The following is a 23,684-nucleotide window of genomic DNA, read 5'->3' as shown; positions in this document are numbered from 1 at the left end:
GTTACTGCGGGTCTTCCTCTTCCGCGTCCAGCGACAGGGCGACGAAGCGCGGTTCGCCGGCGCGGCGGACGAGCAGCAGGATCGACTTGCGGCCCGCCTCGCGCGCATCCGCGATCCGGTCTTCCAGATCGGAGATGCTGGACAGCTTCTGCTGCCCGGCCTCGGTGATGACGTCACCGGCGCGCATACCCTTTTCGTAGGCTTCCGACAGGTTGTCGATATCCGCCACGACGAGCCCGGAGGCGTTGTCGTCCAGCTCCAGCTGGCTGCGGAGTTCGTCGTCGAGCTGCGACAGGGTGAGGCCGAGGATTTCGACCTCGGACGGTGCCTCGGATTCGCCGGGCTGGGCCGCTGGCACGACGCCTTCGGCTGCTTCGCGGCGGCCAAGCGTCACGCGCAGGGTCTGGGTCTTGCCATCGCGGAAGACCACGACGCGCACGGTCTTGCCGACGGAGGTGTTGCCGACCCGGCGGACGAGGCCGCGGGTGTCTTCGACATCGTAGCCGTCGAACTGCATGATCACGTCGCCCGATTCCATGCCGGCCTCGGCGGCGGGACCTTCGGGGACATCCGTAACCAGGGCGCCGGCCACTTTTTCAAGGCCCATCGCCTCGGCCACGTCATCGGTCACGTCCTGGATGCGCACGCCGAGCCAGCCGCGGCGGGTTTCGCCGAATTCCTGCAACTGATCGACCACGCGGGTGACGACGTTCGAGGCCATCGAGAAGCCGATGCCGATCGAGCCGCCATTGGGCGACAGGATCGCGGTGTTCACGCCGACGACCTGGCCGTCGAGGTTGAAGAGCGGGCCGCCCGAGTTGCCGCGGTTGATGGCGGCGTCGGTCTGGATGTAGTCGTCATAGGTGCCGCTGAGCTCGCGGTTGCGGGCCGAAACGATCCCGGCGGACACCGAGAAGCCCTGGCCGAGCGGGTTGCCCATGGCAATGACCCAGTCGCCCACGCGGGCGGTGTCGCTGTCGGCGAAGCTGACGAACGGCAGCGGCTCGTCCGCGTCGACCTTGAGCAGGGCGATGTCGGTCTTGGGGTCGGTGCCGATCACGTTTGCCGTGAGTTCCTTGCCCGAGAAGAACTCGATGATGATCTCATCGGCGGTTTCGATCACGTGGTTGTTGGTGACTATGTAGCCGTCTTCGGAGATGACGAAGCCCGAGCCAAGCGCGGAGGTGCGACGGGGCCGGTCGCCTTCGCCGTTGTTGTTCCGGTCCTGGAAGTCACGAAAGAAGTCCTCGAACGGCGAGCCTTCGGGGACGATGGGGGACGGCCCCGTGCCCTGGGCCACGACGGTGGACGTCGTGATGTTGACCACGGCCGGGCTGACCTTTTGCGCGAGGTCGGCAAAGCTTTCGGGGCGGGCGCTGGCGCTGATCGCCTGGGCGATGACGAGGGCCATTGCCAGCGCCGTGAGCCAGATCGCGCGGATCGCCGCGGGCGGTGTCATGGGTTGAGAGAGAGTTTGTGCTTTCACGCGAGACCACTCCTTGATCGGTATTTGAAATTCGAAGGGCCTGCCGCAGCCATGCGCGGGCAGACTGTCCTGAAGACTATTTAGGCGCGCTGGGCGAGAACGCAAAATCCACAACACGATGTCACGCCCATGTGAACGTTTTGTTGACGATGACGCAAGCGCCTTGGGTCATGCACCCAGCATTTTGGCGCACCAGATCAGCACGACGCCGAAGGCCAGTGCCAAGAGGCCGACCAGGCGCCGCTGGTCCTGTGGCATCGCGCGCAGGGCGGCCAGCATCTGTTCCACAAGCGAAGGGGCCAGTGCGTACACCAGCCCCTCGACAATCAGCACGAGCCCGAAGGCCAGGAAGATCGTTGCGATCAATTGGTCACGTCCTCGTTGACCGGGTTATCCTGTTCGGCCTCCTCGGCTTCGGTTTCTGCCTCTTCGTCGGCCTCCTCGGCGGCTTGCTCGCTGGCCTCTTCCTCGGCGGCCTCGGCCTCTTGCTGGGCGGCGTCCTCTTCGAGGCGCTGGCGTTCGCTTTCGGGCAGGTCCGGCGAGATTTCCGTCTCGGGCGCCATTTCGCGCAGGCGGTCGATGTCGATCTCCTCGAGCGCGACCTCGCCCAGGCCATCGGCGCGCACGGCGTCGAACATCTGGCCCAGGAATTCGCTGTTCGGCGAGAAGACGAGGGTGGAGTTCTGCTCGTTCATCGAGCGTTCGAGGGCGGCGAGCGAGCGGTAGAAGGCGAAGAACTCGGGATTGTTGCCGAAGGCCTCGGCGTAGATCCGGTTGCGCTCGGCGTCGGCCTCACCGCGGGTGATCTCGGCCTCGCGTTCGGCGTTCGACACGGTTTCCACCACGGTGCGGTCGGCGGCGGCGCGCACCCGTTGGGCGGCCTCGTTACCGCGGGCGATCTCGTCGGCGGCCTCGCGTTCGCGCTCGGCCCGCATCCGGGCGAAGGTGGCGTCGAGGTTCTGCTGCGGCAGGTTGGTCTGCTTCAGCCGGACGTCGACGATTTCGAGCCCCAGGCCGGCCGCGCTGGCGCGGGCCTGTTCGAGGATTCGCACCGCGAGGTCGCGCCGCTGCGGCGACAGGATGGTGTCGGACGTCACCTGGTCGGCACCGAGAACCTCGCGGATCTGGGCGTTGAGGACCGAGGCGAGCCGGTCTTCGGCGACGCGGGTGCCGCCGATGCCGACGGCCTGCCGGAACTGGACCACGTCGGCGATGCGGTAGCGGGTGAAGGCGTCGACCACCAGGCGGCGGTCATCGGAGGGCGTGACCTCGATCGCGTCGGTGTCGAGCGACAGGATCCGGCGGTCATAGCGCACGACCTCCTGGATGATCGGGATCTTCACGCCGAGGCCGGGCTCGTCCACGACCTTCTTGATCTGGCCGAATTGCAGCACGAGCGCCTTTTCGCGTTCGTCCACGATGTAGAGCGAGGACAGGATGCCGATGATGGCAACGGCGAGGACGGGAAGTAGCAGAGCGGATTTACGCATCAGTTCGATCCTCCGTTGCCGGTCTGGTTCGAGCGGCGCAACTGGTCAAGGGGCAGGTAGGGCAGCACGCCCTCGCCCGAGGCCCCGCTGGATTCGTCGAGCAGGATCTTGTCCATCTTGCCCAGCGTGCGTTCCACCGTTTCGAGGTAGAGACGGCGCTGCGTCACCTCGGGGGCTTCGTTGAATTCCTGGGCCACGGCGATGAAGCGGCTGGCCTCACCGATGGCTTCGTTCACCACACGGGCGCGGTAGCCTTCGGCCTGTTCGAGCACCTGCGCGGCCTCGCCGCGGGCCTCGGCCAGAACGCGGTTGGCGTAGGCGTCGGCCTGACGCTGGAGGCGGTCGCGTTCCTGTTCGGCGGCCTGCACCTCGCGGAAGGCGTCGATCACCTCGCGCGGGGGGTCGGCGGTGTCGAGGTTGACCCGGACGATGTTGATGCCGCTGTCGTATTCGTCGAGCGTGGACTGGATGTTTTCCCGCGCGGTGTCGGCGATGATGCCCCGGTCGCGGTTGAGGATCGGCGCGAGGTTCGTCGCCGCGATGATCTCGCGCATGACGGCCTCGGACACGGCCTGCACGGTCAGCTGCGGGTCACGGATGTTGAACAGGAGCTTGGCGGGATCGTTGATGTTCCAGACGACCTGAAAGTCGATGTCGACGATGTTGGCGTCGGTGGTCAGCATCAGGCCGTCGCCGCCCGAAGCGCTGCCGCGCCCGCTGCCGATATTCTCGGTCCGCTCGGAGGTGACGTTGACGACCTCGGCGGTCACGAGGGGCCACGGCGCGAAGTTCAGGCCGGGATCGCCGGTGGAATAGTACTTGCCGAGAAAGAGCTCGACCGATTGTTCCTCGGGCTTGACGGTGTAGAAGCTGGCAGCCCCCCAGAGCGCGACCGCGATCAGGGCGCCGATCACGATGGTGCCGCGCCCGAAGCCGGGGCCGCCGCCGCCATCGCCGCCGCCGACACCGTTGCCGCGGCCCTTGCCGCCGCGCCCGCCCATCAGGACGCGCAGTTGATCCTGTCCACGGCGGACCAGTTCGTCGATTTCCGGAATCTGCGACCCGCCTTCGGGGGGCCGTCGGTTGTCATTGCCGCGGTTGCCGCGATCGTCGTCGTCGCCACCGCCGCGGTTGCCACCGCCGCCGCCGCCCCAGGGGCCGCCAGAATGTCCAGCCATGTAATCTCTTCCCTTCATCCTATCGCGCAGAGCGCCATCCCTGTGTCATAACTGTGCACAACAGTCAAAAATTCAACCTGTCCGCATCGGGTCGCGCATCGTCACGATCTCTTCCGACATGGTCGGGTGCACGGCCACGGTGCGGTCGAAATCCGCCTTGGTCGCGCCCATCTTGATCGCCACGCCGGCCAGCTGGATCATTTCGCCCGCGCCCGGTGCGACGATGTGGCATCCCAGAACCCTGTCCGTATCCCTGGAGACGACCAGCTTCATCAGCACGCGGTAGGGCTGACCGGCGAAGGCGGTGCGCATGGGGCGGAACGAGGTGCAGTAGACATGCACCGGCTCCTGCTCGCGGGCCTCGTCCTCGGTCAGGCCGACCGTGCCGAATTCGGGTTGGGTGAACACCGCCGAGGGGATCAGCTTGTGATCGACCGGCGTCGGGTTGTCCTTGAACACGGTTTCCACGAAAGCCATGCCTTCGCGGATGGCAACGGGCGTCAGGTTGACCCGGTTGGTCACGTCGCCGATGGCATAGACCGAGGGCACGGCGGTCTGGCTGTAGTCGTCGACGACGATCTCGCCGCCGCGCCCGAGTTCGATGCCGATCTCCTCCAGCCCCATGTCCTGAGTGTTGGGCGCGCGGCCGGTGGCGAAGAGAACCTTGTCGAAGACCGCTTCCTTGCCGTTGGTCGCCTTGACCCAGATCGGGCCGTCGTGGCGCTCGGGAATGTCGTGCGATTCGGGCTCGTTCGCGGGGGCACCCATGGAGGCGTCGGACGAGGTGAGCGCGCCGCTGACGCTGTGATCCTCGGAGGCGGGCGCCATGTCGACGATATTGGTGCCGAAATGCAGGTCGATGCCCTTTTCGCTCATGCCTTCGGCGATGATGCCGCGGGCCTCTTCGTCGAAGCCGCGCAGGATCTGGGCGCCGCGGTAGTAGAGCGTGACGTCGACACCCAGACCGGCCATGACGCAGGCGAATTCACAGGCGATATAGCCGCCGCCGACGATCAGCATGGATTTCGGCAGCGCGTCCAGGTGAAACAGGTCGTCGGAGACGATGCCGAGATGCGCGTTCGGGATCTCGGGGCGGACGGGATGGCCGCCGGTGGCGACGAGGATGTGTTTCGCGGTGACCTCTTCGCCGGTGGACAGCGTGACGGTGTTGGCGTCCTTCAGCTGCGCGCGGGCGTCGTACATGGTGACGCCGGAATTGCTGAGCAGGCTGCGATAGACGCCCTCGAGACGGTCCAGTTCGCCGTGCAGGCGGTCGCGGAAGCCGCACCAGTCGAAGTCGCCCAGCGACATGTCCCAGCCATAGGCCCGTGCCTCGTCGGGCAGGTTGGAAAACTCGGAGGCGAAGACCATCAGCTTTTTGGGCACGCAGCCGCGGATGACGCAGGTGCCGCCATAGCGGTCTTCCTCGGCCAGGGCGACCTTGGCCCCGGTGGCGCTGGCAACGCGGGCGGCGCGCACCCCGCCGGAGCCGCCGCCGATCACGAATAGGTCGTAGTCATAGGCCATATGGGCGGGCCTTTCAGTCTTGCAGGTCGGAAAAGAGGTTGTCGGTCTCGACGAAATCGAGCCGGTCCTCGGCGACGGTGCCTTCGTTGATGTCACGCGTTTCGACCCGGCCGTCGCCGTAGCCGAGGATCACCACATCGCAGATGTCGATGAAAAGGCCGTTCTCGACCACGCCGGGCATCTGGTTCAGGACCATGGAAAGCTGGTGGGCGTTGCCGATGCGGCCCAGGTGAAGGTCGAGGATGTAATTGCCCTCGTCGGTGACGAAGGGGCTGTCGCCGTTCATGCGCAGAGTGGCGTCGCGGCCGAGAACGTCCATCGAGATCAGCAGTTCCTCGATCAGCGACTTGGTGGTCTGCCAGCCGAAGGGAATGACCTCTACGGGCAGGGGGAAGGCGCCGAGTTTCTCGACCTCCTTGCCGACATCGGCGATGACGATCATCTGGTCCGAGGCGGTGGCCACGATCTTTTCCTGCAACAGCGCGCCGCCGCCGCCCTTGATGAGGTTGAGATTGCCGTCGAATTCATCGGCGCCGTCGATGGTGACGTCGATCCAGCGGGCCTCGTCGAGGCTGATGACCTCGATGCCGACCTCGCGGGCGAGTTCGGCCGTGCGGGTGGAGGTGGGGATGCCGCGAATCTTGAGGCCGTCTTCGCGCACGAGCTCGCCCAGGCAGCGCACCATCCAGGCGGCGGTGGAGCCGGTGCCGAGGCCCACGCGCATTCCGTCCTCGATATAGTCGACGGACCGCTTTGCGGCCACGAACTTGGCCTTGTCGATCGGTGACAGCTCTCCGGTCATGCGCATCTCTCCACCTGGCGGGTTTCGTCGCCCGGTTTATAGGGAGTTTGCGCGGCAGGGGCGAGGGGTCATTTCACCCCCGCCCGCAAGAGACATTAGTTAGTGCGTCTACTGCGCCCTGATTCCGGCAAGGTCGGGAGATACGACGGAGGGGAGCGTCGTGTCGCTTGTCGTGTTGCCGCCGAAAAAAACGATGACTCCCGCCGCCAGAAGAAGAATGAAACCAGTGGTCTGCATCTGCGTGCTCCTTATCTGAAGATAACTTGCGAACCGGCAATGTGTTCCACCTTGGCGCGAGTCGGTTAAGCTAGTGTGAATCGGAGCCGGGTTTTGGCGTGGACCGTCGCGTCGAAGTCGTTTTTGCACGACGTTTTTGACCCGTGACCGCATAGAGATTACTTGGGCAGCGACGGTGAATGCCGTAGGTAAGGGCGCATGTTTCTTTCAGTCTTCGATATGTTCAAAGTGGGCGTCGGCCCATCCTCCTCTCACACGATGGGGCCGATGGTGGCCGCCGCGCGGTTCCTGGACGCGATGCGCGACTCGCCGTTCGAGTTTCACGGGGTGCGCGGCACCCTGCACGGCTCGCTGGCCTTTACCGGGGTCGGCCATGCGACGGACCGGGCGACGATCCTCGGCCTGGCGGGGTTCCGGCCCGAGGACTATGACGCCGAAAAGGCCGAAGCGGTGCTGGAGCAGATCCGCGACAGCCACACCGTGACGCCGCCGGGCCTGCCGGAGTTGCAGTTCAACCCGAAGGAAGACCTGCAGTTCGATTTCGGGCCCAACCTGCCCGGCCATGCCAACGGGATGATCCTGATGGCCACCGACAAGCAGGGCGACGTGATCCTGCAGGAGACCTATTATTCGGTCGGGGGCGGTTTCGTGCTGACGGCCGACGAGCTGGCGGCGGGCAAGGACACGGACGACGGCGCGCCGGTGCCCTATCCGTTCAAGAGTGCCGCCGAGATGCTGGAGATGGCCGAGACCAGCGGCAAGACCATCGCGGAGATGAAGAAGGCCAACGAGATTTCGCGCGGCGGGTCCGAGAACCTGCGCAGCGGCGTGGCACGAATCTGGCAGGTCATGAACGATTGCATCGAGCGGGGGCTGGCGAATGACGGCATCCTGCCCGGCGGCTTGCAGGTGCGGCGCCGGTCAAAGGCGATTCACGAGGCGCTGATCGCCGAGCGGGGCACGAACCTGAACGCCCCGCACAAGATAAACGACTGGATCAGCATCTATGCCATGGCCGTCAACGAGGAGAACGCCGCCGGCGGGCAGGTGGTGACCGCGCCCACCAATGGCGCGGCGGGTGTCGTGCCTGCGGTCATCAAGTATTGGCTGGACCACGTGCCGGGCGCCAACGAACGCGATATCGAGACCTTCCTGCTGACCGCGGCGGCCATCGGCGGGCTGGTCAAGTTCAACGCCTCGATCAGCGGCGCCGAGGCGGGATGCCAGGCCGAGGTCGGCAGCGCCTCCGCCATGGGGGCGGCGGGGCTGGCCGCGGTGCTGGGCGGCACGCCGGCGCAGATCGAGAATGCCGCCGAGATCGCGCTGGAGCATCACCTGGGCATGACCTGCGACCCGGTGAAGGGTCTGGTGCAGGTGCCCTGCATCGAGCGCAACGGCCTGGGGGCGATCAAGGCGGTCAGCGCGGCAAGCCTCGCGTTGCGCGGAGACGGCGTCCACCTCGTGCCGCTGGATGCGTGCATCGAGACCATGCGCCAGACGGGCGCGGACATGAGCGAGCGTTACAAGGAAACCTCGCTCGGAGGCCTGGCTGTCAACGTGCCGAACTGCTGACCGGCCATGCAGGAAAACAAGGGCACGATCTCGCTCGGCATTCTGCTGATGGTCGGGTTTTCCCTGATCGCGCCGGCGATGGATGCCTCGGCCAAGCTGATCGGCGACGCGCTGGCCGTGGGACAGATCGTGGCGGCGCGATTCGGCGTGCAGGCGGCGATCCTGCTGCCGCTGGCCCTGCTGCTGGGATGGCTGCACAGGCCGGGTGGGCGCGAGGCGGCGCTGCACCTGGTGCGCGGCGGTCTGATCCTGCTGGCGACGGCCTGTTTCTTTCAGGCATTGCGTTTTATGCCGATTGCGGATGCCATCGCCATCTTCTTCGTGGAGCCGTTCATCCTGACACTTCTGGGCGGTGTCTTCCTGGGCGAACCGATCGGACCGCGGCGTTACGCGGCCTGCGCGGTGGGCTTCGTCGGGGCGCTCTTCGTGATACAGCCCAGTTTCAGCGATGTCGGCTTGGCCGCGCTCTTGCCGCTGGTGACGGCGGTGTGCTTTGCCTTCTACATGATACTGACCCGGCGGATGGCGGCGTCGATGCACCCGATCTCGATGCAAGCCTATACCGGACTGGCCGCGCTGGTCCTGATCCTGCCGCCCCTGTGGGTGTTCGATGGCAGCGGTGTCGCGGCGCTGGATCCGTCCTGGCCGGAACAGCGCGAACTGATGTTGCTGGCGGCGGTCGGGCTGATCGCGACGGCCAGCCATGTCTGCATCAGTTTCGCGCTGAAGCTGGCCCCGGCCTCGGTTCTGGCCCCGGTTCAATACCTCGAGATCGTCGGCGCGACCGTTCTGGGATACGTGATCTTCGGGGACCTGCCCGATGCGCTGACGTTTTTCGGGATCGCGCTGATCGTGTCGGCAGGACTGTACGTGTTCTTCCGGGAGCGGCGGCTGGAACGGCGCCCGATGCCGGCCCCCTGACGCTCAGGCCGTGGCCCACCTGGAGGCGCTGTGCGTGAGCGCCTCGGCGGCGGCCTCGAACGCGGAGGCGGGCAGGATGATCAGCATCTTCGGCGCCGTGACCTGCAGGGAAATCGGCCCGGTGGCCACATTCGACGTGCCGACGCGCCCATCCGGCGTGAAGGTCAGGCCCGCGATCGGCCATTGAAGACCGTCGGAGATGCCCTCGACGACGCCAAGCGGAAAGAGCGAGACCGGCGTGCCGGGATCGAGATCCAGGGCGAAGGAGGGAGGCGCGAGAAACGCGATATCCGCGTCGCCCAGAAGGATGCAGCGCTGGCGGGGATACCTGACGAGGGCGTTGAGGTTGGCCAGGTGATGGTCGATCCGCCGCCCGGTGAAGCCCACGCCCAGGATGAGAGGGGCCTCGATGTTGCGCAGGCATTTTTCGAAATCGGTGCTGTCCTGTTCCGTGATATGGTGCAGTATATCCTCGGGCAGACCGGCGCGGGTTTCCGCGCTGATCGAATCGAAATCCCCGATCACCGCCGCGGGATCGAGGCCCGCCCGGCGCGCCAGGTCGGCACCGCCATCCGCCGCGACGACGCAGTCGCCGATCGCCACGGCGCGCGCGAGGTCGGAATCGGACAGTTTGCTGCCGCCGATGAGAGTAATGGGTTGCGGACGGTGAACAATCACGATGAATTCCCGTTATTAAAGCCTATTTTGGAAACAAGACACATTCTGGCCTCGAAATGATACGGTAAAACTCTAAGAATCGGACCGCTTTCGTCGCGGGCATCATGGTAAAAATTATGATTGCAGGCAAAGTAGGGCGAGCAAAAAGATGGTAAGTACAAGCAAAATTCTGACCGTATCCTACGGCACGTTCTCGTGCACGTTGGAAGGTTTCGATGATTCGTTCGATACCATGAAGGCGATTGCAGAGTATTTCCGCGACCTGGCTGCCGATGATCGGTATTTCGGGGCCGAGCCGCCGACGCCGGATGCCGAGATGCTGGCGCGCATTGCCGAACGCGAGATTTCGCGCCGCGTCGAGGCGCGCGAGGACCAGGGGAAAATCCATCTGCGCGCCGACGAGGGGCGCGGGGCCGCCGAGGCCCTGACCCATGCCGCGCCCGTGGCTGCGCCTGCCGAACCGCACACGCCCGAAGAGCACACGCCCGAAGAGACTGTTGCCGCGGAAGAGCCCGCCGCGCCCGAGGAGGCCGAAGCGCCGACGCAAGGGGCGGAGGCCGAGACGCCGGCGACCGTGGCCGAGGTGGCCGGACCGGCCGCCGGTGCCGGCGACATCGGGACACCGGACCCGGTGATGGAACGTGCTCTGGATGGTGGGGACGCGCCCGAGAGCGTCGGGCAGGACAGTGAATTCGAGCCAGAAAAAGAAGAGGCCGCCGTGATCGGGGCAGAGGCCGGGGGCGATGACCAGGAGTCGCCGGAGGCTTCACGGCGCTCGGACGACGAGACGCCGGACGAAGACACGCCGGACGAAGATGGCGCGGCGACATCCGGCGGCGCTCTCGCCACCGATGCCCATGCCGGGATCGAGATCACCGACCAGGCGATTGCCGGTCTCGCTTCGGACGACCCCGAAGACGCGGTCGAGACCGCCTCTGACATGTCCGAGCCGCAGCCGGACGACGCCGACGAAGCCGAGTCGCCGCAAGATGCCGATATAGAGGCGTTTGTCGCGGACGCGGCGGCGGAGGAGGACGACGCGGTGGCGCAGGAGGCGTCTCAGCCGGCAACGGGCGAGGCGGAGGACGCAACGCTTGTGCCGCAGGCTCTCGGTGCAGATGAAGACGCCGGAACCGCTGTCGACCCGCAGCCGGTTGCGTCCGTGCAAGCGGTATCGGCGGACAGTGTTGCCGAGAAACTGCGCCGGATCCGGTCGGTCGTGTCGCAGAGCGACCTGGACTATGAAGTCTCGGAATACAGCGAAGACGAACATGCAGGCGCGGTGATGAACCGCTCTGCCGACGCGCTGGACGCCCTGTTGAACGAGAGTTTCGAAGACACGGACGACGCGGATATCGCGGCGTTTGCGGCCCCCGTCGCGGAAGACAAGGACGCCGCGTTCGAATCGGATGATGTCGAGGAGAGTGACCTCGACGAGACCGGATCCGATGAGGACACGCTCGGTGCGGTGATGGCCGGTCTCGAGCCTGTGCCGGACGAGACCGATGCGTCGATCCCGGACGCGCCCGTCGGGAAAGCGCCCGTTGTCGCGCAGGAGCGGGCCGATGCGACCGAGGCGGAGGACGACGAGGACGATCTCGGCACCGCCGCTGCGGTTGACGAGGACACGCTGGCCCAGCTTCTTGCGGATGCGATGCCAACGGACGCCGCGCGTTCGGAGGTGCCGGACATTGCGGCGGACCTGGACGGGGATTTTACCGAAGACCTTGAGGACGACGATGCGTCGGACTCTCTCTTCTCGGACCTGGACGGTGCCTTGGATGCCGAGGACGAGATCGACGCGGACCCTGCGGAAACGCCATTCGTGCTGGGCAAGGAGGCCCGCGTGGCGGACACGGACGCGCCCGACGCGGCGCAGCGTCCGATGAATGCACGTGTGCTGAAAATGAAGCGCACGGAGTTCGAGGCGGCGATTGCGCAGGGCGTGATCGAAGAAGAGGACGACCTCGAAGACGAGATGGGCGCGCTTGGGGACGAGGCCGTGCTCAGCCCCGAGGAGGAAGCGGATCTGCAGCGCGAGCTGGCCGAGGTCGAGGCGGAACTGGCGGACCAGGGCACCCGGAAGGCATACGATGAGATTTTGGACGCCGAGGATGCGGCGTTCGAGGCAGAGGATGACGACACGTCCGAAGCGCATGCCGATGATGATGGCGACGTCCAACGCCCGATTGCCGCGGTGGCGCTGGATGACAGTAACGCGCCGGAGGCCGAGGTTCGGCAGGGTGCCGACGCCCTGGACACGGAGGAGATCGGCGAGGACGATCCGTCGCAAACGCAGAGCCGGGGCCTGTCGCGACTGCTTGGAATAGGCAAACGCGCGCCCGAGGATGAAACGCGGCTCTTCAAAGAGACCGACAGCCAGATGGGCGACAAGGATGCCAGCATGCGGCGCACCGCGATCCAGCATCTGCGGGCTGCCGTGGCCGCGACCAAGGCAGAGAAAATCGCCGGCGTGGATGTCGATCAGGGCGTGGACGACGCGCCTTACCGCTCGGACCTGGCCGAAGTCGTGCGCCCGCGCCGGCCGAATGCACCATCGGCCTCTTCCAGGTCAGCACGTCCGAACGAGGAGCGTCCCGCGCCGCTGAAACTTGTTGCCGAGCAGCGCGTCGATACCGAACGGGCGCCGGTGCGGCCGCGGCGCGTGTCCTCGATACACGCAAACGTGTCTTCGTCTGACGACGGCGGTTTTACCGCCTTTGCGGAGGAGATGGGCGCGACCAGACTGTCCGAGCTGCTGGAGGCCGCGGCGGCGTATATGTCCGATGTCGAAGGCCACTCCGAATTCACGCGCCCGATGTTGATGGGCAAACTGAAGGAAGCGAAGAACGGCAATTACAGCCGCGAGGATGGCCTGCGCTCGTTCGGCCAGCTGTTGCGCGAAGGCAAGCTGCGCAAGGTGCAGGGGGGCCGGTTCTCGGCCACCGAAGAGACCGAGTTTCGCGCCCAGGCCCGCAACGTCGGCTGACATGTGGCGGCAGACCTGAAAAGCCCCGGTCGTGTGCCGGGGCTTTTGCCGTTTCAGTGAATTCCGCTGAACGCCTGGCGTCGCACGTCGCAGGGTGCCTGGCCATACTTTCGTTGAAACCAGCGCTTCATCAGCGTGACGTTGGAAAATCCGCAGGCAAGGGCAACCTCGCCCAACGGCAAGGCGGTCTGCATCATCAGGTCGTTGGCCCGGTCAAGCCGCAGGTCACGGTATACCTTCAAGGGCGAACGGCCAAGTTTCTCGGAAAAGCCGCGCTCCAGTTTTCGCGCGGAAATCCCAATTATTTCAGCAATTTGAGCAACGCTCAGCGTATCTTCGATATGGTCTTCCATGATCTGAAGCGCATCCGTTATCACGTCGCAGCCCTGCGCCAGGCGCTGCATCCGCCAGCGCTCGCCAGACCCGGCGGCGGGTTGGGTGCCGGTCTCTTGCAGGCCGAGGTCGCAGGCCAGTGCGACTTCGGTGAACTTGCCCTCGCGGGCGCCGATCAACTCGACCATCATCCGCATGGCGGCGGCAGGCCCCGTGGCACTGCTGAGCGCCTTGTGATGGCAGGTGGTGTCGTCATGCATCTCGACATTGGCGCAGCTTTCCTGAACGCCGGCGCGAAAGGCGGAATGCACCGAAACGCGCTTGGCCCCCAGGACTCCGGCGGCCAGCGGCACGAAGACGGCGCCGCCGACGACGCAGACCCGCGCCGCGTTGCGGATGGCCGCCCGCAGCGGCGACAGGTCGGACTTGGCGGGGCGCCAGGGCTGATCGGTTCCGCCGACCAGGACGAGCACCTGGTGCGGAGAGCAGAGGGTCGTGTCGCGGCAGGCCCGCCGGGTCGCGTCGATCAGTGACCAGCTGTAGATGTCCTGGCCGAGAATCCGGTTGGCGCGTCGCAGGACGTGTATGCAGGTTTCGGCGACGAAGGCGTTGGAGGCCTCCTGAACAACGAAAACGAAGGTGTCCGACAAGCTGCGCTGGTCGCGCAGCGGGCGCGGATCGGGGGTGCCGAGGGGATCGAGGTTTGAAAGGTACATGTCTTGTCTGACTTTCCCTGTTGCGAACGGATCCCTGAATTCCGTGCTTGGTGATCTTGCCTTTAGGTTACGTTGAGGAGCGAGGTCTCTACCGCGTGCAGGAAGGACCCTGCAGAGGAGGATGCGGAGAGGAGGAGATAGGCGTCGGGGCCGGTGCGGAGGATCAGCACGCCCAGGTGCTCCATGACCGTGCGCGCGGCGGCGCCTTCGGCAAAGGCATCGGGGTGCAGATCGATCGGGCAGATGCGTTCCAGCGCGGTGCGGGCCAGCGGGCCGTCGAGCATGAGGCCGGACCAGACATCGGTCTGGTCGGTGGTGTAGGCTGCGCCCTTGAGCAGGCTTTGCACATGCGGTTCGGCATCGGGCGTCGCGCGGGTGAAGATCGCGAAGGCCTGGTCGGGGCCAAGCCGCACCAGGCGGGTGTCGTCCTTGCCCATGACAGAGTGGCCCGGCGCGGGCAGGTCGGTGTCGAAGGCGGATTTGATCGCTTTCAGTGCCGCGTCCTCGGCCCCGAGGGGCAGGGCGATGGACACGATCGCCAGGTCGGCGGGCGCGTGAAGCCGCGTGTCGCCGAAGCCGTGGTCAAAGCCCTTGAGGGGCGGTTCCGAGGTGAGGGTGAAATCAGCCACGCAGACGCTCTCCTTCCGGGTCGACGAAATGGGCCGAAACGATTTCGACCTCCATCTCGGTGCCGTGCACGGGGCTGACCGCGCGGACGATTTCGCCCATGCGCTCGTGCCCGCTCTTGATGAAGCCCAGGCCGATATGGTGGCCGAGGTTGGGCGAATAGGCGACCGAGGTCATCCAGCCCTGGTCGTGCTCCATGTCGGCGGGGGCATGTTTGTTGAGAAAATGCGAGCCGGCGATCAGTTTCCTGTCGCGGTCGACGGGGCGGAAGCCGACCAGCCGCACGGCATCTTCGCGGATCAGTTCGGGGCGTTGCGCCAGGACCTGGCCGATGCATTCCTTCTTCTGGCTGACCATCTTGCCCAGCCCGATATTGTGGGCTGTGGTCTGGCCGTTCAGCTCGTTGCCGGTGCAGTGGCCTTTCTCGATGCGCATGACGCCGAGCGCCTCGGTTCCATACGGTGCCGCATCGAACTCCTTGCCGGCCTCGTTCAGCACCGCCATCATCGAGTTGCCGTATCGGGCGGGCACGGCGATTTCATACGCCATCTCGCCCGAGAACGAGATCCGGAAGAGCCGCGCGGGCGTGCCGCCGCAGACGGTGATCTGACCGCAGGCCATGAAGGGGAACGCCTCGTTCGAGATGTCGTGTTCGGCGTCGATCACCTTGCGCAGAAGGTCGCGGGATTTCGGCCCGGCGACGGCGAACTGCGCCCAGCCGTCGGTGGTGGAGATCAGGTGCACGTCCATGTCGGGCCAGAGGCACTGGCGTGCGAATTCGAGCCGGCGGAAGACCGTGACCGCGTTGGCGGTAGTGGTGGTCATCACGTAGTGGTTTTCGCCCATCCGCGCGGTGGTGCCGTCGTCGTAACAGATGCCGTCCTCGCGCAGCATCAGGCCATAGCGGACCCGGCCGACCTTGAGGGTCGAGAAGGTGTTGGCATAGACCTTGTCGAGGAAGGCGCCGGCATCCTTGCCCTGGATGTCGATCTTGCCCAACGTGGTGACGTCGCAGATGCCGACACTCGTGCGGGCCGTGAGCGCCTCGCGGTCGACGGAATCGCGCCAGCCCTTCTCGCCCGGACGCGTGTACCATTCGGCCCGCAGCCAGTTGCCCACGGTGACGAAGCTGGCGCCGTTCTCCTCGGCCCATTTGTGGCTGGGGGTCAGGCGGTAGGGGCGGAAATCCTTGCCGCGGGCGCGACCGGCAAGTGCGCCGATGGGCACGGGCGTGTAGGGCGGGCGAAAGATGGTGGTGCCCACCTCGGGGATGGTCTTGCCGCGTTCCTCGGCCAGGATCGCGAGGCCGGCAATGTTCGACGTCTTGCCCTGGTCGGTGGCCATGCCCATCGTGGTGTAGCGCTTGAGCAGTTCGACCGAGCGGAAACCCTCGGTATTGGCGAGCTTGATGTCCTTGACGGTGACGTCGTTCTGCAGGTCGACCCAGGCGCGGTGCTTGCTTTGTTTGACGTGCCAAAAGGCGGCGGTCTCGCGCGGCTCATCCTCGGCTTTCGGCAGGTCGGCGGCGGTGGCCTTGATCCCGATCGCGTCGAGCTGTGTGGTCGCCTGAGCCTGTCCTTCAGCCAATGCGGCGGCGAGGGTCATGGACCCGTTCGCGGCCCCGGCAACGACCATTCCGACGGGCAAATCGCCGCCCGGTACAAAGGCGCAGAGGTCGTCGCGCCAGGTCGGGCGGCCGCGCTGGTGGCAAGTGAGGTGCACGTTGGGATTCCAGCCGCCGGACACGGCCAGCGCATCGACGGGAATGACCTTGCCATTGGTCAGGGTGATCGACTTCACGCCTTTGCGCCCGATGGTGTTCATCACCGCCTCGCCCGCGACGTGGCGCACGCCGGGCAGGTCGATGGGGGCGGGCTTGTCACGGCTGTCGACCACGACGGGAACCTCGACGCCCTTGGCGATCAGGTCGGCGGCGGTGCGCCAGCCGTCATCGTTGTTGGTGAAGACGGCGACGTGTTTGCCGGGCGTGGCGGCGTAGCGGTTGGCATAGCTGCGCACGGCGCTCGCCAGCATGATGCCGGGCCGGTCGTTGTTGCCGAAGGCGATGGGACGCTCGGTGGCGCCTGCAGCCAAAACGGCCCGCTTGGAATAGATGCGCCACAGGACCTGCCGGGGCTTGCCGCCGCCATCGGAAAGGTGATCGGTGCAGCGTTCGAGCGCGCCGTAGATGCCGTGATCGTAGGCGCCGTAAACCGTTGTTCGGGGCATGAGGCGGACATTGTCCATCGCGCCCAGTTCAGCTGCGGTTTCTGTCGCCCAGTCGGTGCCGGACATCCCGCCCAGTTCCAGCGTCTCGGAGTTGAGGCGCCCGCCGGCGCGGAAATCCTCGTCGGCGAGGATCACGCGGGCACCGGCGCGCGCGGCGGTCAGCGCCGCCATCAGGCCCGAGGGACCCGCGCCAATGACCAGCAGGTCGCAATGCAGGAAACCCTTGTCGTAGGTGTCGGGGTCGTCCTTCATCGACAGGCGGCCAAGGCCGGCAGCGGAGCGGATGATCGGCTCGTAAAGCTTTTCCCAGAACGCCTTGGGCCACATGAAGGTCTTGTAGTAGAAACCCGCCGACAGGAAAGGCGAGAAGAAGTCGTTGACCGCCAGGAGGTCGTATTCCAGCGAGCCGCGATGGTTCTGCGAGGTGGCGTTGAGGCCATCGAAGAGCTCGACCATCGTGGCGCGTGTGTTCGGCTCCTGGTAGGCGCCGTCGCGCAGGTGGACCAGCGCGTTGGGTTCCTCTGAGCCGTCGGTGAACACGCCGCGCGGGCGGTGATACTTGAACGAGCGGCCCACCAACAGCTGGCCATTGGCGAGAAGCGCTGAGGCGAGTGTGTCGCCCGGGTGCCCGCGGAACCACTTGTCGTTGAAGCGGAACTTGATCTCTTTCGAGCGGTCGATCAGGCCGCCCTTGATACGGTTCTCTCCGGTCATTTGCCGCGCCCCCGTTTGCGTGCCACGTCGCGGGCCAGTTCGACCGCCGTGATCTCGTGGGTCAGGGTGTTGCGTGTGACCACCAGCCAGGAGCGGTCGCCCTGTTCGTGATACCAAAGCTCCTGGTGCTGGCCTGCGGGGTTGTCGCGCAGGTAGCCATAGCTGTGGAATTTCTCCATCGCGTCGTCGGCCTGCCAGTCGGGTCGGTCGATGAGGCAGGCATCGCCGAGATAGACGAATTCGGCGGCGTCGCGCGGGCCCAGAAGGGGATGGTCGATGATCATGTCTTTCTGCCCCTCAGTGCAGGTTGGGCTGGTTGCCCATGCCTTTTTCGTCGATCAGGTTGCCGGTCATGAACCTATCCAGCCGCATCTGCGTGGCGGTGGGGTGCGGTTCGTCCTTGGCCAGCAGGTGGGCATAGCAGAAGCCCGAGGCGGGCGTGGCCTTGAACCCGCCATAGCACCAGCCGCCGTTGAAATAGAGACCGTCGATATGGGTCTTGTCGATGAAGGGCGAGCCATCCATCGACATGTCCATGATGCCGCCCCAAGACCGAAGCAGGCGGGCGCGGCCGATCATCGGCATGATGGCCATGCCGCCTTCGCAGACGTCCTCGACCACCGGCAGGTTGCCGCGCTGCGCGTAGGTGTTGTAGCCGTCGATGTCGCCGCCGAAGACCAGACCGCCCTTGTCGGACTGGCTGACGTAGAAATGGCCGGCGCCGAAGGTGATCACGCCGGGGAGAGTCGGCTTGAGCCCCTCGGACACGAACGCCTGCAACACGTGGCTTTCAATGGGCAGGCGCATACCGGCCATCGCGGCCACACGGCCGGAGGACCCGGCAACGCACATCGCCACTTTCTTGGCACGGATCGGGCCGCGCGAGGTCTCGACCCCGAGGCAGCGGCCATTCTCGATCTGAAAGCCCGTGACCTCGCAGTTCTGGATGATGTCGACGCCGCGGCTGTCGGCGCCGCGGGCATAGCCCCAGGCGACGGCGTCGTGCCGGGCGGTGCCGCCGCGGCGCTGGAACAGGCCCCCCTTGATGGGGAAGCGGGCGTTGTCATAGTCGAGGAACGGCAGTTCCTTCTTCAGCTGCGCGGCATCGACCAGTTCGGCATCGGCGCCGGCAAGGAACATCGCGTTCGCGCGCCGCACGAAGGCATCGCGCTGGCCATCGGTGTGGAGGAGGTTCAGGATCGAACGCTGCGAGACCATCGAGTTGTAGTTCGTGTCCTGTTCGAGGTTTTCCCACAGCTTCATCGAGAACTCGTAGAACGGCTCGTTTCCGGGCAGCAGGTAGTTGGAGCGGATGATCGTGGTGTTGCGCCCGATATTGCCCGACCCCAGCCAGCCCTTTTCAAGGACGGCGACATTGGTCAGGCCGAATTCCTTGGCGAGGTAATAGGCCGTCGAGAGGCCATGCCCGCCGCCGCCGATGATGACGATGTCGTACTCCGCCTTGGGCTCGGGCTCGCGCCAGGCGCGTGTCCAACCCTTGTTGCCGGTCAGGCCTTCCCAGAGGACCTTGAACCCACTGTAGCGCATAAAATGATTCCCACGATTGCTGGCACCCAGTGTGCGGCAATCCAGACGAATGGACTTTTCCAGAACAGACGGATATTTTTCTATTATGGACAATATTGGTTCAAATCCGGCCACCTCGCGGCGCGTCGGGATCTTGCCGATCCCGGGCTTTGCGATGATGTCCTTCGCGGCGCTGACCGAACCGATGCGGGCGGCGAACCTGTTGGCGCGGCGTGAGCTGTACGAGGTCGTGACCGTCGGTTCGGACATGCAGCCGATCCAGAGTTCCGGGGCGGGCATGGTCGCGCCGCTTGTCGAGGTGGGCGAGACGGACGCGTTCGATTACCTGTTCGTCATCGCGGGTGGGGACCCCACGCTTTACGATGATCGCGCTGTCTTGAACTGGCTGGCGCGGCTGGCCCGGGCCGGGGTGCCGCTGGGCGGTGTCTCGGGCGGGCCGATCATCCTGGCGCGGGCAGGGCTGATGAACGGGCGGCGCATGACGGTGCACTGGGAGCATGCCGCGGCGTTGGCGGAAATCTCGCCCAGCCTGGTGCTGGAACGTTCGCTTTACGTGATCGACCGGGACCGGGTGACCTGTGCGGGCGGCACCGCGCCGATGGACCTGATGCACGCGCTGATCACGCAGCACCATGGCGCGCATTTCGCGCGGCTGGTCAGCGACTGGTTCATGCATACCGAGATTCGCCCCTCGGCCGGGCCGCAGCGGTCGGGGTTGGTCGAGCGGGTGGGCACGACGGTGCCGGCGGTGCTGGACGCGGTGGAGGCGATGGAGGCGAACGTGGCCGATCCGCTGGAACTGTCGCGGCTGGCGCAGGTGGCGGGCCTGTCGCCCCGGCAGCTGAACCGGCTGTTCCACGACAAGCTGGGGCGGTCGGTGATGCGGTATTACCGCGAATTGCGACTGGAGAAGGCGCAGAGCCTCTTGCGAAACTCGCCGCTGAGCCTGACCGAGATCGCGCTGGCCACGGGCTTTGCCAGTTCGGCGCATTTTTCGCGCGCCTACAGTGCGCGGTTCGGGCAGCCGCCCTCGGCCTATCGGTAGGTTTGCGTCAGGCGGCGTTCGGTTTGCGCAGTATGGCTTGTCTTGCCCGTGTGCCGCGTTACGGTGCGGGCAAGGCAAAGGTGAGGGTCCCCATGCATATTCTGGTCCTGCAACATGAGCGCGTCGAGCATCCGGCGGTGTTTCGCAAGTTCCTGAAGGAGGACGGGCACAGCTGGGATGCGATCGAACTGGACGAAGGCGAGGCACTGCCCGACAGCATGGACGGCTACGATGCGCTGTGGGTGCTGGGGGGGCCGATGGACACTTGGCAGGAGGACGCGCACCCCTGGCTGAGGGACGAAAAGGCGTTCATCCGCGAGGCGGTCGAGGGGCAGGGTGTGCCGTATCTCGGCCTGTGCCTGGGGCACCAGTTGCTGGCCGATGCGCTTGGCGGTGCGGTGGGGCCGTCGAAGACGCCCGAAATCGGCGTGCTGGACGTGCAGTTGACCGAGGCGGGCGCGAGCGGCGTTCTGTTCGACGGGCTGCCGGAGGTCTTTCAGGCTTTGCAGTGGCATTCGGCCGAGGTGACGGCCTTGCCCGAAGGCGCGCAGGTCCTGGCCACTTCGCCGGCCTGTCCGGTGCAGGCGATGAAATGGGGGACGCGGGCCTATTCGATGCAGTTCCACATCGAGATCGAGCAGGACACGGTCGAGATCTGGGGGGATATCCCGGAATATGCCGATGCGCTGGAAAAGGCGCTGGGCCCCGGATCGCTGCCCGGGTTCCAGGCCGAGTGCGCCAAGCGCATGGACATGTTCAACGACATGGCCGAGCGCATCTATATCAACTGGCTACAGGCGACGGCGCGGACCTAGGACGGCTTGAAGGCGAGCCGCGGGTTCTCCGGCGGAAGCTGGGGATGCCCCGCGATGTAGTCCGCCGCCCGGGCCGCGATCATCTGGGTGGGCGCGTTGAGATTGGCCGATATCACGCGGGGCATGACCGAGGCGTCGACCACGCGCAGGCCCTCGACCCCGTGCACGCGAAAGCGGCTGTCGACCACGGCGTCGGCACCGTGGCCCATCCGGCATGTGCCGCAAGGGTGGAAATCGGTTGTGACATTGGCGCGGATCCAGTCGCGGATCTGTGCATCGGTTTTCACGTCCGGGCCGGGGTCGATCTCGACGTCGCGGAACGGGTCAAAGGCGCTTTGGCCGATCAGGTCGCGGACGCGGTGGATGCCTTCGACGAGCTCGTCGAGATCATGGGGATCGGACAGGTAGTTGAACTGCAGGTTCGGGTGGTCTGACGGGTCGGTCGAGGCGAGGCGCAGCGTTCCCCGGCTGCGCGGGCGCAACTGGTCTACATGGCAGGCGAAGGCCTGCAGCAGGGTGATCTTTGGCCCGTTGTATTCGAATCCGACGGGGCCGAAATGATATTGCAGGTTGGGATAGGAGACGTCGGCGTTGCCCCGGATCAGACCGCCGGCCTCCCATATGTTCGAGGCGGCGACGCCGTTGCGGGCAAAGACCCATTGCGCCCCGGCACGCATCTTGTTCCAGGGCCGGTCGATGCGGTGGATGGGAAAGCTGACGCGGCTTTTGCATTGCACGATGACGCTGGCATGATCCTGCAGGTTGGCCCCCACGCCGGGCAGGTCGTTGGCCACCTCGATGCCCGTCTCCGACAGGTGGGCGGCGGGGCCGATGCCTGACAGCATCAAAACCTGCGGCGAGTTGATGGCGCCGCCCGAGAGGATCACGTCGCGCGCGGCGTGAAAGCTCCGTGCCTGGCCGCGATGGAGGGTGCGCACGCCGGTGGCGCGGTTGCCGCTGAGTTCGATCCGCTGGACCGCCGCGCCGGTCAGCAAGGTGACGTTGCCACGCGCCAAGGCGGGGCGCAGATGGGCCACCGCCGCGCTGCACCGCCGCCCATGGCGCTTGGTGGCATCAAAGCGCGCGACGCCTTCGGGGTTGTGGCCGTTTAGGTCGTCGGATCGGCCTTGGCCCGCCTGCGCGCCGGCCTCGAGGAAGGCATCGAAAAGCGGGTTGTCATAGTCGCCACGGGTGACTCCGAGGGGGCCCGCGTCGCCACGATAGGCATCGCCGCCACGCGAATAGGTTTCCCCGGCCCGGAAATAGGGCAGGCAGTTCTCGTAGCGCCAGTCGGACAGACCGAAATCGTCGGCCCAGCTGTCATAATCCAGCGGATGGCCCCGCATATAGACCATCGAATTGATCGAGGAGGACCCGCCGACGACCTTGCCGCGCGGCATGAATATCTCGCGGTCCTGCGCGGCGGGTTCGGGCGCGGTCTCGTAGTTCCAGTTCAGCTTGGGATCGCACCACGTGCGGTAGACGCCTGCCGGGATGTGGATGAAAAGATCGCGGTCCATCGGTCCGGCCTCAAGGACGAGGATGGACTTGGATCTGTCCTCGCCCAGCTTGCTTGCCAATGTGCATCCGGCCGAACCGGCGCCGACGATGATATAGTCGTACTCGCGCGCCGGTTGGCTCATGCGTCCTTGCCCCAGCCGTCGGACTGCATCTCGCGCAGGCGGCTGGCGGTGCGCTCGAATTCGAAGCTGCCTTCGCCTTCGACATACAGGTATTCCGGCGCGGCGGCGGCAGAGCAGATCAGCTTGACCTTCGCCTCGTAGAGGGCGTCGATCAGGGTGACGAAGCGCTTGGCCTCGTTGAAGTTGGAGCGGCTGAGCTGGGGGATGTTCTCCAGCACCAGCACCCGCGCGGCCTGGGCCAGTGCGAGATAGTCGGCGGGGCCGAGGGGCCGACCGCAAAGGTCATAGAAGGTGGCCCGCGCGACACCGTTGTGAAAGGCCGGGATCTCGACCTCGCGCTTGTTGACCACCAGTGTCAGCGGCTCGCCCTTGCCATCGGTCAGGTCCTTCCAGACCTCGTTGATCTTCGCCCGAGCCTCGGGGTTGACGGGCGTGAAATAGGTCGGGCTGCCCGCCAGCCGACCTTGCCGGTGGTCGGTGGGGCTGACCATCTCGTGGATGACCATCCGCTCTTTCAGAAGTTCGATGAAAGGCAGGAAAAGCTGCCGGTTGAGACCGTCCTTGTACAAGTCGTCAGGCACGCGGTTCGAGGTTGTCACCACGGTGACCCCCGACTCGAAGAGCGACTCGAAGAGGCGACCGACGATCATGGCATCTGTGATGTCGGTGATCTGCATCTCGTCGAAGGCAAGACAGCGGACGGATTCGGCCACCGCCTTGGCGACGGGGGCAAGCGCGTCTTCCTTGCCGGCGGCGCGCGCCTTGTGCATCCCGGCGTGGACCTCTTGCATGAAGGCATGGAAATGCACGCGGCGCTTGGGCACCGACAGGGTTTCCACGAACATGTCCATCAGCATCGACTTGCCGCGCCCGACGCCGCCCCAGATGTAAAGGCCCTTGGGCGCTTCGACCTGCTTGCGGAAAAAGCCCTTCTTCTGGGGTTGTGCCAGATCGGCGCGCAGACGCTCCAGCTCCTCGACCACGGCGACCTGGGCCTCGTCGCGTTTCAGGACGCCCTCGTCGATCAGCCGTTCGTATCTGTCGGGAACCGTTTCCATGCCCTCGTGGATACCGAAGCCGGGGCGGCGTGGAAAGCAGGAAGCAGATCGCGGAACGGAATTGTGTGCATCACAA

20 protein-coding genes are annotated in these 23,684 nt (G+C 65.7%); 5 read left to right on the top strand and 15 right to left on the bottom strand.

The genetic code is table 11. The features are described from left to right. Position 1: 1 nt before the first annotated feature. From FIU85_RS10850 to FIU85_RS22520, 7 genes are all read right to left on the bottom strand, one after another. On the bottom strand, positions 2-1,459 hold the full coding sequence (locus FIU85_RS10850; RefSeq protein ID WP_152494346.1) for a Do family serine endopeptidase: 1,458 nt from the start codon (positions 1,457-1,459) through the stop codon (positions 2-4). A 195-nt stretch (positions 1,460-1,654) separates the two neighbouring features. After that, the gene (locus FIU85_RS10845) at positions 1,655-1,852 is read right to left on the bottom strand and encodes a DUF2065 family protein (RefSeq protein ID WP_172978862.1); all 198 of its coding nucleotides are present in this window, start codon (positions 1,850-1,852) and stop codon (positions 1,655-1,657) included. Next, a complete protein-coding gene (gene hflC / locus FIU85_RS10840) occupies positions 1,849-2,976 on the bottom strand; it encodes a protease modulator HflC (RefSeq protein ID WP_152490738.1) in 1,128 nt (375 codons plus the stop codon). Before hflC ends, FIU85_RS10845 begins: the two co-directional genes overlap by 4 nt. Beyond that, positions 2,976-4,154 (bottom strand): FtsH protease activity modulator HflK, encoded by a 1,179-nt coding sequence (gene hflK / locus FIU85_RS10835; protein WP_152490739.1) that lies wholly within the window; start codon positions 4,152-4,154, stop codon positions 2,976-2,978. The genes hflC and hflK overlap by 1 nt, the downstream gene beginning before the upstream one ends. A 72-nt stretch (positions 4,155-4,226) precedes the next feature. Further along, positions 4,227-5,681: an FAD-dependent oxidoreductase gene (locus tag FIU85_RS10830; protein WP_152496905.1), complete on the bottom strand. Its 1,455-nt coding sequence runs from the start codon at positions 5,679-5,681 to the stop codon at positions 4,227-4,229. A gap of 13 nt (positions 5,682-5,694) precedes the next feature. After that, positions 5,695-6,483, bottom strand: a complete 789-nt coding sequence (gene rpiA, locus FIU85_RS10825) for a ribose-5-phosphate isomerase RpiA (RefSeq protein WP_152490741.1) — start codon at positions 6,481-6,483, stop codon at positions 5,695-5,697. A 108-nt stretch (positions 6,484-6,591) separates the two neighbouring features. Then, on the bottom strand, positions 6,592-6,720 hold the full coding sequence (locus tag FIU85_RS22520; protein ID WP_302849149.1) for a hypothetical protein: 129 nt from the start codon (positions 6,718-6,720) through the stop codon (positions 6,592-6,594). Positions 6,721-6,918: 198 nt separating this feature from the next. Here FIU85_RS22520 and FIU85_RS10820 point away from each other — a divergent pair, with 198 nt between their 5' ends. After that, entirely contained in the window at positions 6,919-8,292 is a 1,374-nt protein-coding gene (locus FIU85_RS10820; protein WP_152490742.1) for an L-serine ammonia-lyase, read from the top strand. A 6-nt stretch (positions 8,293-8,298) separates the two neighbouring features. Then, complete coding sequence (locus FIU85_RS10815; RefSeq protein WP_152496904.1) at positions 8,299-9,213, top strand: DMT family transporter; 915 nt, start codon at positions 8,299-8,301, stop codon at positions 9,211-9,213. A 3-nt stretch (positions 9,214-9,216) separates the two neighbouring features. Here the strand turns inward: FIU85_RS10815 and FIU85_RS10810 are convergent, their stop codons facing one another. After that, positions 9,217-9,891, bottom strand: a complete 675-nt coding sequence (locus tag FIU85_RS10810; RefSeq protein ID WP_152490744.1) for a thiamine diphosphokinase — start codon at positions 9,889-9,891, stop codon at positions 9,217-9,219. 148 nt (positions 9,892-10,039) lie between these two features. Here FIU85_RS10810 and FIU85_RS10805 point away from each other — a divergent pair, with 148 nt between their 5' ends. Then, entirely contained in the window at positions 10,040-12,880 is a 2,841-nt protein-coding gene (locus FIU85_RS10805; RefSeq protein WP_152496903.1) for a hypothetical protein, read from the top strand. Positions 12,881-12,933: 53 nt separating this feature from the next. Here the strand turns inward: FIU85_RS10805 and FIU85_RS10800 are convergent, their stop codons facing one another. From FIU85_RS10800 to FIU85_RS10780, 5 genes are all read right to left on the bottom strand, one after another. Then, positions 12,934-13,929 (bottom strand): helix-turn-helix domain-containing protein, encoded by a 996-nt coding sequence (locus FIU85_RS10800; RefSeq protein ID WP_152496902.1) that lies wholly within the window; start codon positions 13,927-13,929, stop codon positions 12,934-12,936. 62 nt (positions 13,930-13,991) lie between these two features. Next, positions 13,992-14,558 carry a sarcosine oxidase subunit gamma gene (locus FIU85_RS10795; RefSeq protein ID WP_152496901.1) on the bottom strand — a complete coding sequence of 189 codons (567 nt, stop codon included), beginning with the start codon at positions 14,556-14,558 and terminating at the stop codon, positions 13,992-13,994. Continuing rightward, positions 14,551-17,499, bottom strand: coding sequence for a sarcosine oxidase subunit alpha family protein (locus FIU85_RS10790; RefSeq protein ID WP_152496900.1), 2,949 nt, complete (start codon positions 17,497-17,499; stop codon positions 14,551-14,553). Before FIU85_RS10790 ends, FIU85_RS10795 begins: the two co-directional genes overlap by 8 nt. Continuing rightward, positions 17,496-17,783, bottom strand: a complete 288-nt coding sequence (locus FIU85_RS10785) for a sarcosine oxidase subunit delta (RefSeq protein ID WP_152490749.1) — start codon at positions 17,781-17,783, stop codon at positions 17,496-17,498. The genes FIU85_RS10790 and FIU85_RS10785 overlap by 4 nt, the downstream gene beginning before the upstream one ends. Before the next feature lie 13 nt (positions 17,784-17,796). Then, the gene (locus tag FIU85_RS10780; RefSeq protein WP_152490750.1) at positions 17,797-19,047 is read right to left on the bottom strand and encodes a sarcosine oxidase subunit beta family protein; all 1,251 of its coding nucleotides are present in this window, start codon (positions 19,045-19,047) and stop codon (positions 17,797-17,799) included. Positions 19,048-19,132: 85 nt separating this feature from the next. Between FIU85_RS10780 and FIU85_RS10775 the strand changes: the two genes are divergently transcribed. Both FIU85_RS10775 and FIU85_RS10770 read left to right on the top strand, forming a co-directional pair. Then, positions 19,133-20,092 carry a GlxA family transcriptional regulator gene (locus FIU85_RS10775; RefSeq protein ID WP_254702881.1) on the top strand — a complete coding sequence of 320 codons (960 nt, stop codon included), beginning with the start codon at positions 19,133-19,135 and terminating at the stop codon, positions 20,090-20,092. Between the two features lie 92 nt (positions 20,093-20,184). Continuing rightward, entirely contained in the window at positions 20,185-20,907 is a 723-nt protein-coding gene (locus FIU85_RS10770) for a type 1 glutamine amidotransferase (RefSeq protein ID WP_152496899.1), read from the top strand. Here FIU85_RS10770 and FIU85_RS10765 read toward each other — a convergent pair. After that, the gene (locus tag FIU85_RS10765) at positions 20,904-22,550 is read right to left on the bottom strand and encodes a choline dehydrogenase (protein ID WP_152496898.1); all 1,647 of its coding nucleotides are present in this window, start codon (positions 22,548-22,550) and stop codon (positions 20,904-20,906) included. The two genes, FIU85_RS10770 and FIU85_RS10765, sit on opposite strands and share 4 nt — an antisense overlap. Continuing rightward, positions 22,547-23,608 carry a cell division protein ZapE gene (zapE, locus tag FIU85_RS10760; RefSeq protein ID WP_152496897.1) on the bottom strand — a complete coding sequence of 354 codons (1,062 nt, stop codon included), beginning with the start codon at positions 23,606-23,608 and terminating at the stop codon, positions 22,547-22,549. The genes FIU85_RS10765 and zapE overlap by 4 nt, the downstream gene beginning before the upstream one ends. Positions 23,609-23,684: the final 76 nt, after the last annotated feature.

The organism is Roseovarius sp. THAF8 (genome assembly GCF_009363735.1).
Classification (GTDB): Bacteria; Pseudomonadota; Alphaproteobacteria; order Rhodobacterales; family Rhodobacteraceae; genus Roseovarius.
The sequence above is the reverse complement of the archived record's forward strand: the minus strand, read 5'-3'. Positions and strand labels throughout refer to the sequence as shown.

What these genes read in the sequence shown, in the direction of transcription:
- FIU85_RS10850 (WP_152494346.1), bottom strand. Translation starts at nt 1,459, where the DNA reads ATGACACCGCCCGCGGCGATCCGCGCGATCTGGCTCACGGCGCTGGCA.
- hflC (WP_152490738.1), bottom strand. Translation starts at nt 2,976, where the DNA reads ATGCGTAAATCCGCTCTGCTACTTCCCGTCCTCGCCGTTGCCATCATC.
- hflK (WP_152490739.1), bottom strand. Translation starts at nt 4,154, where the DNA reads ATGGCTGGACATTCTGGCGGCCCCTGGGGCGGCGGCGGCGGTGGCAAC.
- FIU85_RS10830 (WP_152496905.1), bottom strand. Translation starts at nt 5,681, where the DNA reads ATGGCCTATGACTACGACCTATTCGTGATCGGCGGCGGCTCCGGCGGG.
- rpiA (WP_152490741.1), bottom strand. Translation starts at nt 6,483, where the DNA reads ATGACCGGAGAGCTGTCACCGATCGACAAGGCCAAGTTCGTGGCCGCA.
- FIU85_RS22520 (WP_302849149.1), bottom strand. Translation starts at nt 6,720, where the DNA reads ATGCAGACCACTGGTTTCATTCTTCTTCTGGCGGCGGGAGTCATCGTT.
- FIU85_RS10820 (WP_152490742.1), top strand. Translation starts at nt 6,919, where the DNA reads ATGTTTCTTTCAGTCTTCGATATGTTCAAAGTGGGCGTCGGCCCATCC.
- FIU85_RS10815 (WP_152496904.1), top strand. Translation starts at nt 8,299, where the DNA reads ATGCAGGAAAACAAGGGCACGATCTCGCTCGGCATTCTGCTGATGGTC.
- FIU85_RS10805 (WP_152496903.1), top strand. Translation starts at nt 10,040, where the DNA reads ATGGTAAGTACAAGCAAAATTCTGACCGTATCCTACGGCACGTTCTCG.
- FIU85_RS10800 (WP_152496902.1), bottom strand. Translation starts at nt 13,929, where the DNA reads ATGTACCTTTCAAACCTCGATCCCCTCGGCACCCCCGATCCGCGCCCG.
- FIU85_RS10790 (WP_152496900.1), bottom strand. Translation starts at nt 17,499, where the DNA reads ATGACCGGAGAGAACCGTATCAAGGGCGGCCTGATCGACCGCTCGAAA.
- FIU85_RS10785 (WP_152490749.1), bottom strand. Translation starts at nt 17,783, where the DNA reads ATGATCATCGACCATCCCCTTCTGGGCCCGCGCGACGCCGCCGAATTC.
- FIU85_RS10780 (WP_152490750.1), bottom strand. Translation starts at nt 19,047, where the DNA reads ATGCGCTACAGTGGGTTCAAGGTCCTCTGGGAAGGCCTGACCGGCAAC.
- FIU85_RS10775 (WP_254702881.1), top strand. Translation starts at nt 19,133, where the DNA reads ATGGACAATATTGGTTCAAATCCGGCCACCTCGCGGCGCGTCGGGATC.
- FIU85_RS10770 (WP_152496899.1), top strand. Translation starts at nt 20,185, where the DNA reads ATGCATATTCTGGTCCTGCAACATGAGCGCGTCGAGCATCCGGCGGTG.
- FIU85_RS10765 (WP_152496898.1), bottom strand. Translation starts at nt 22,550, where the DNA reads ATGAGCCAACCGGCGCGCGAGTACGACTATATCATCGTCGGCGCCGGT.
- zapE (WP_152496897.1), bottom strand. Translation starts at nt 23,608, where the DNA reads ATGGAAACGGTTCCCGACAGATACGAACGGCTGATCGACGAGGGCGTC.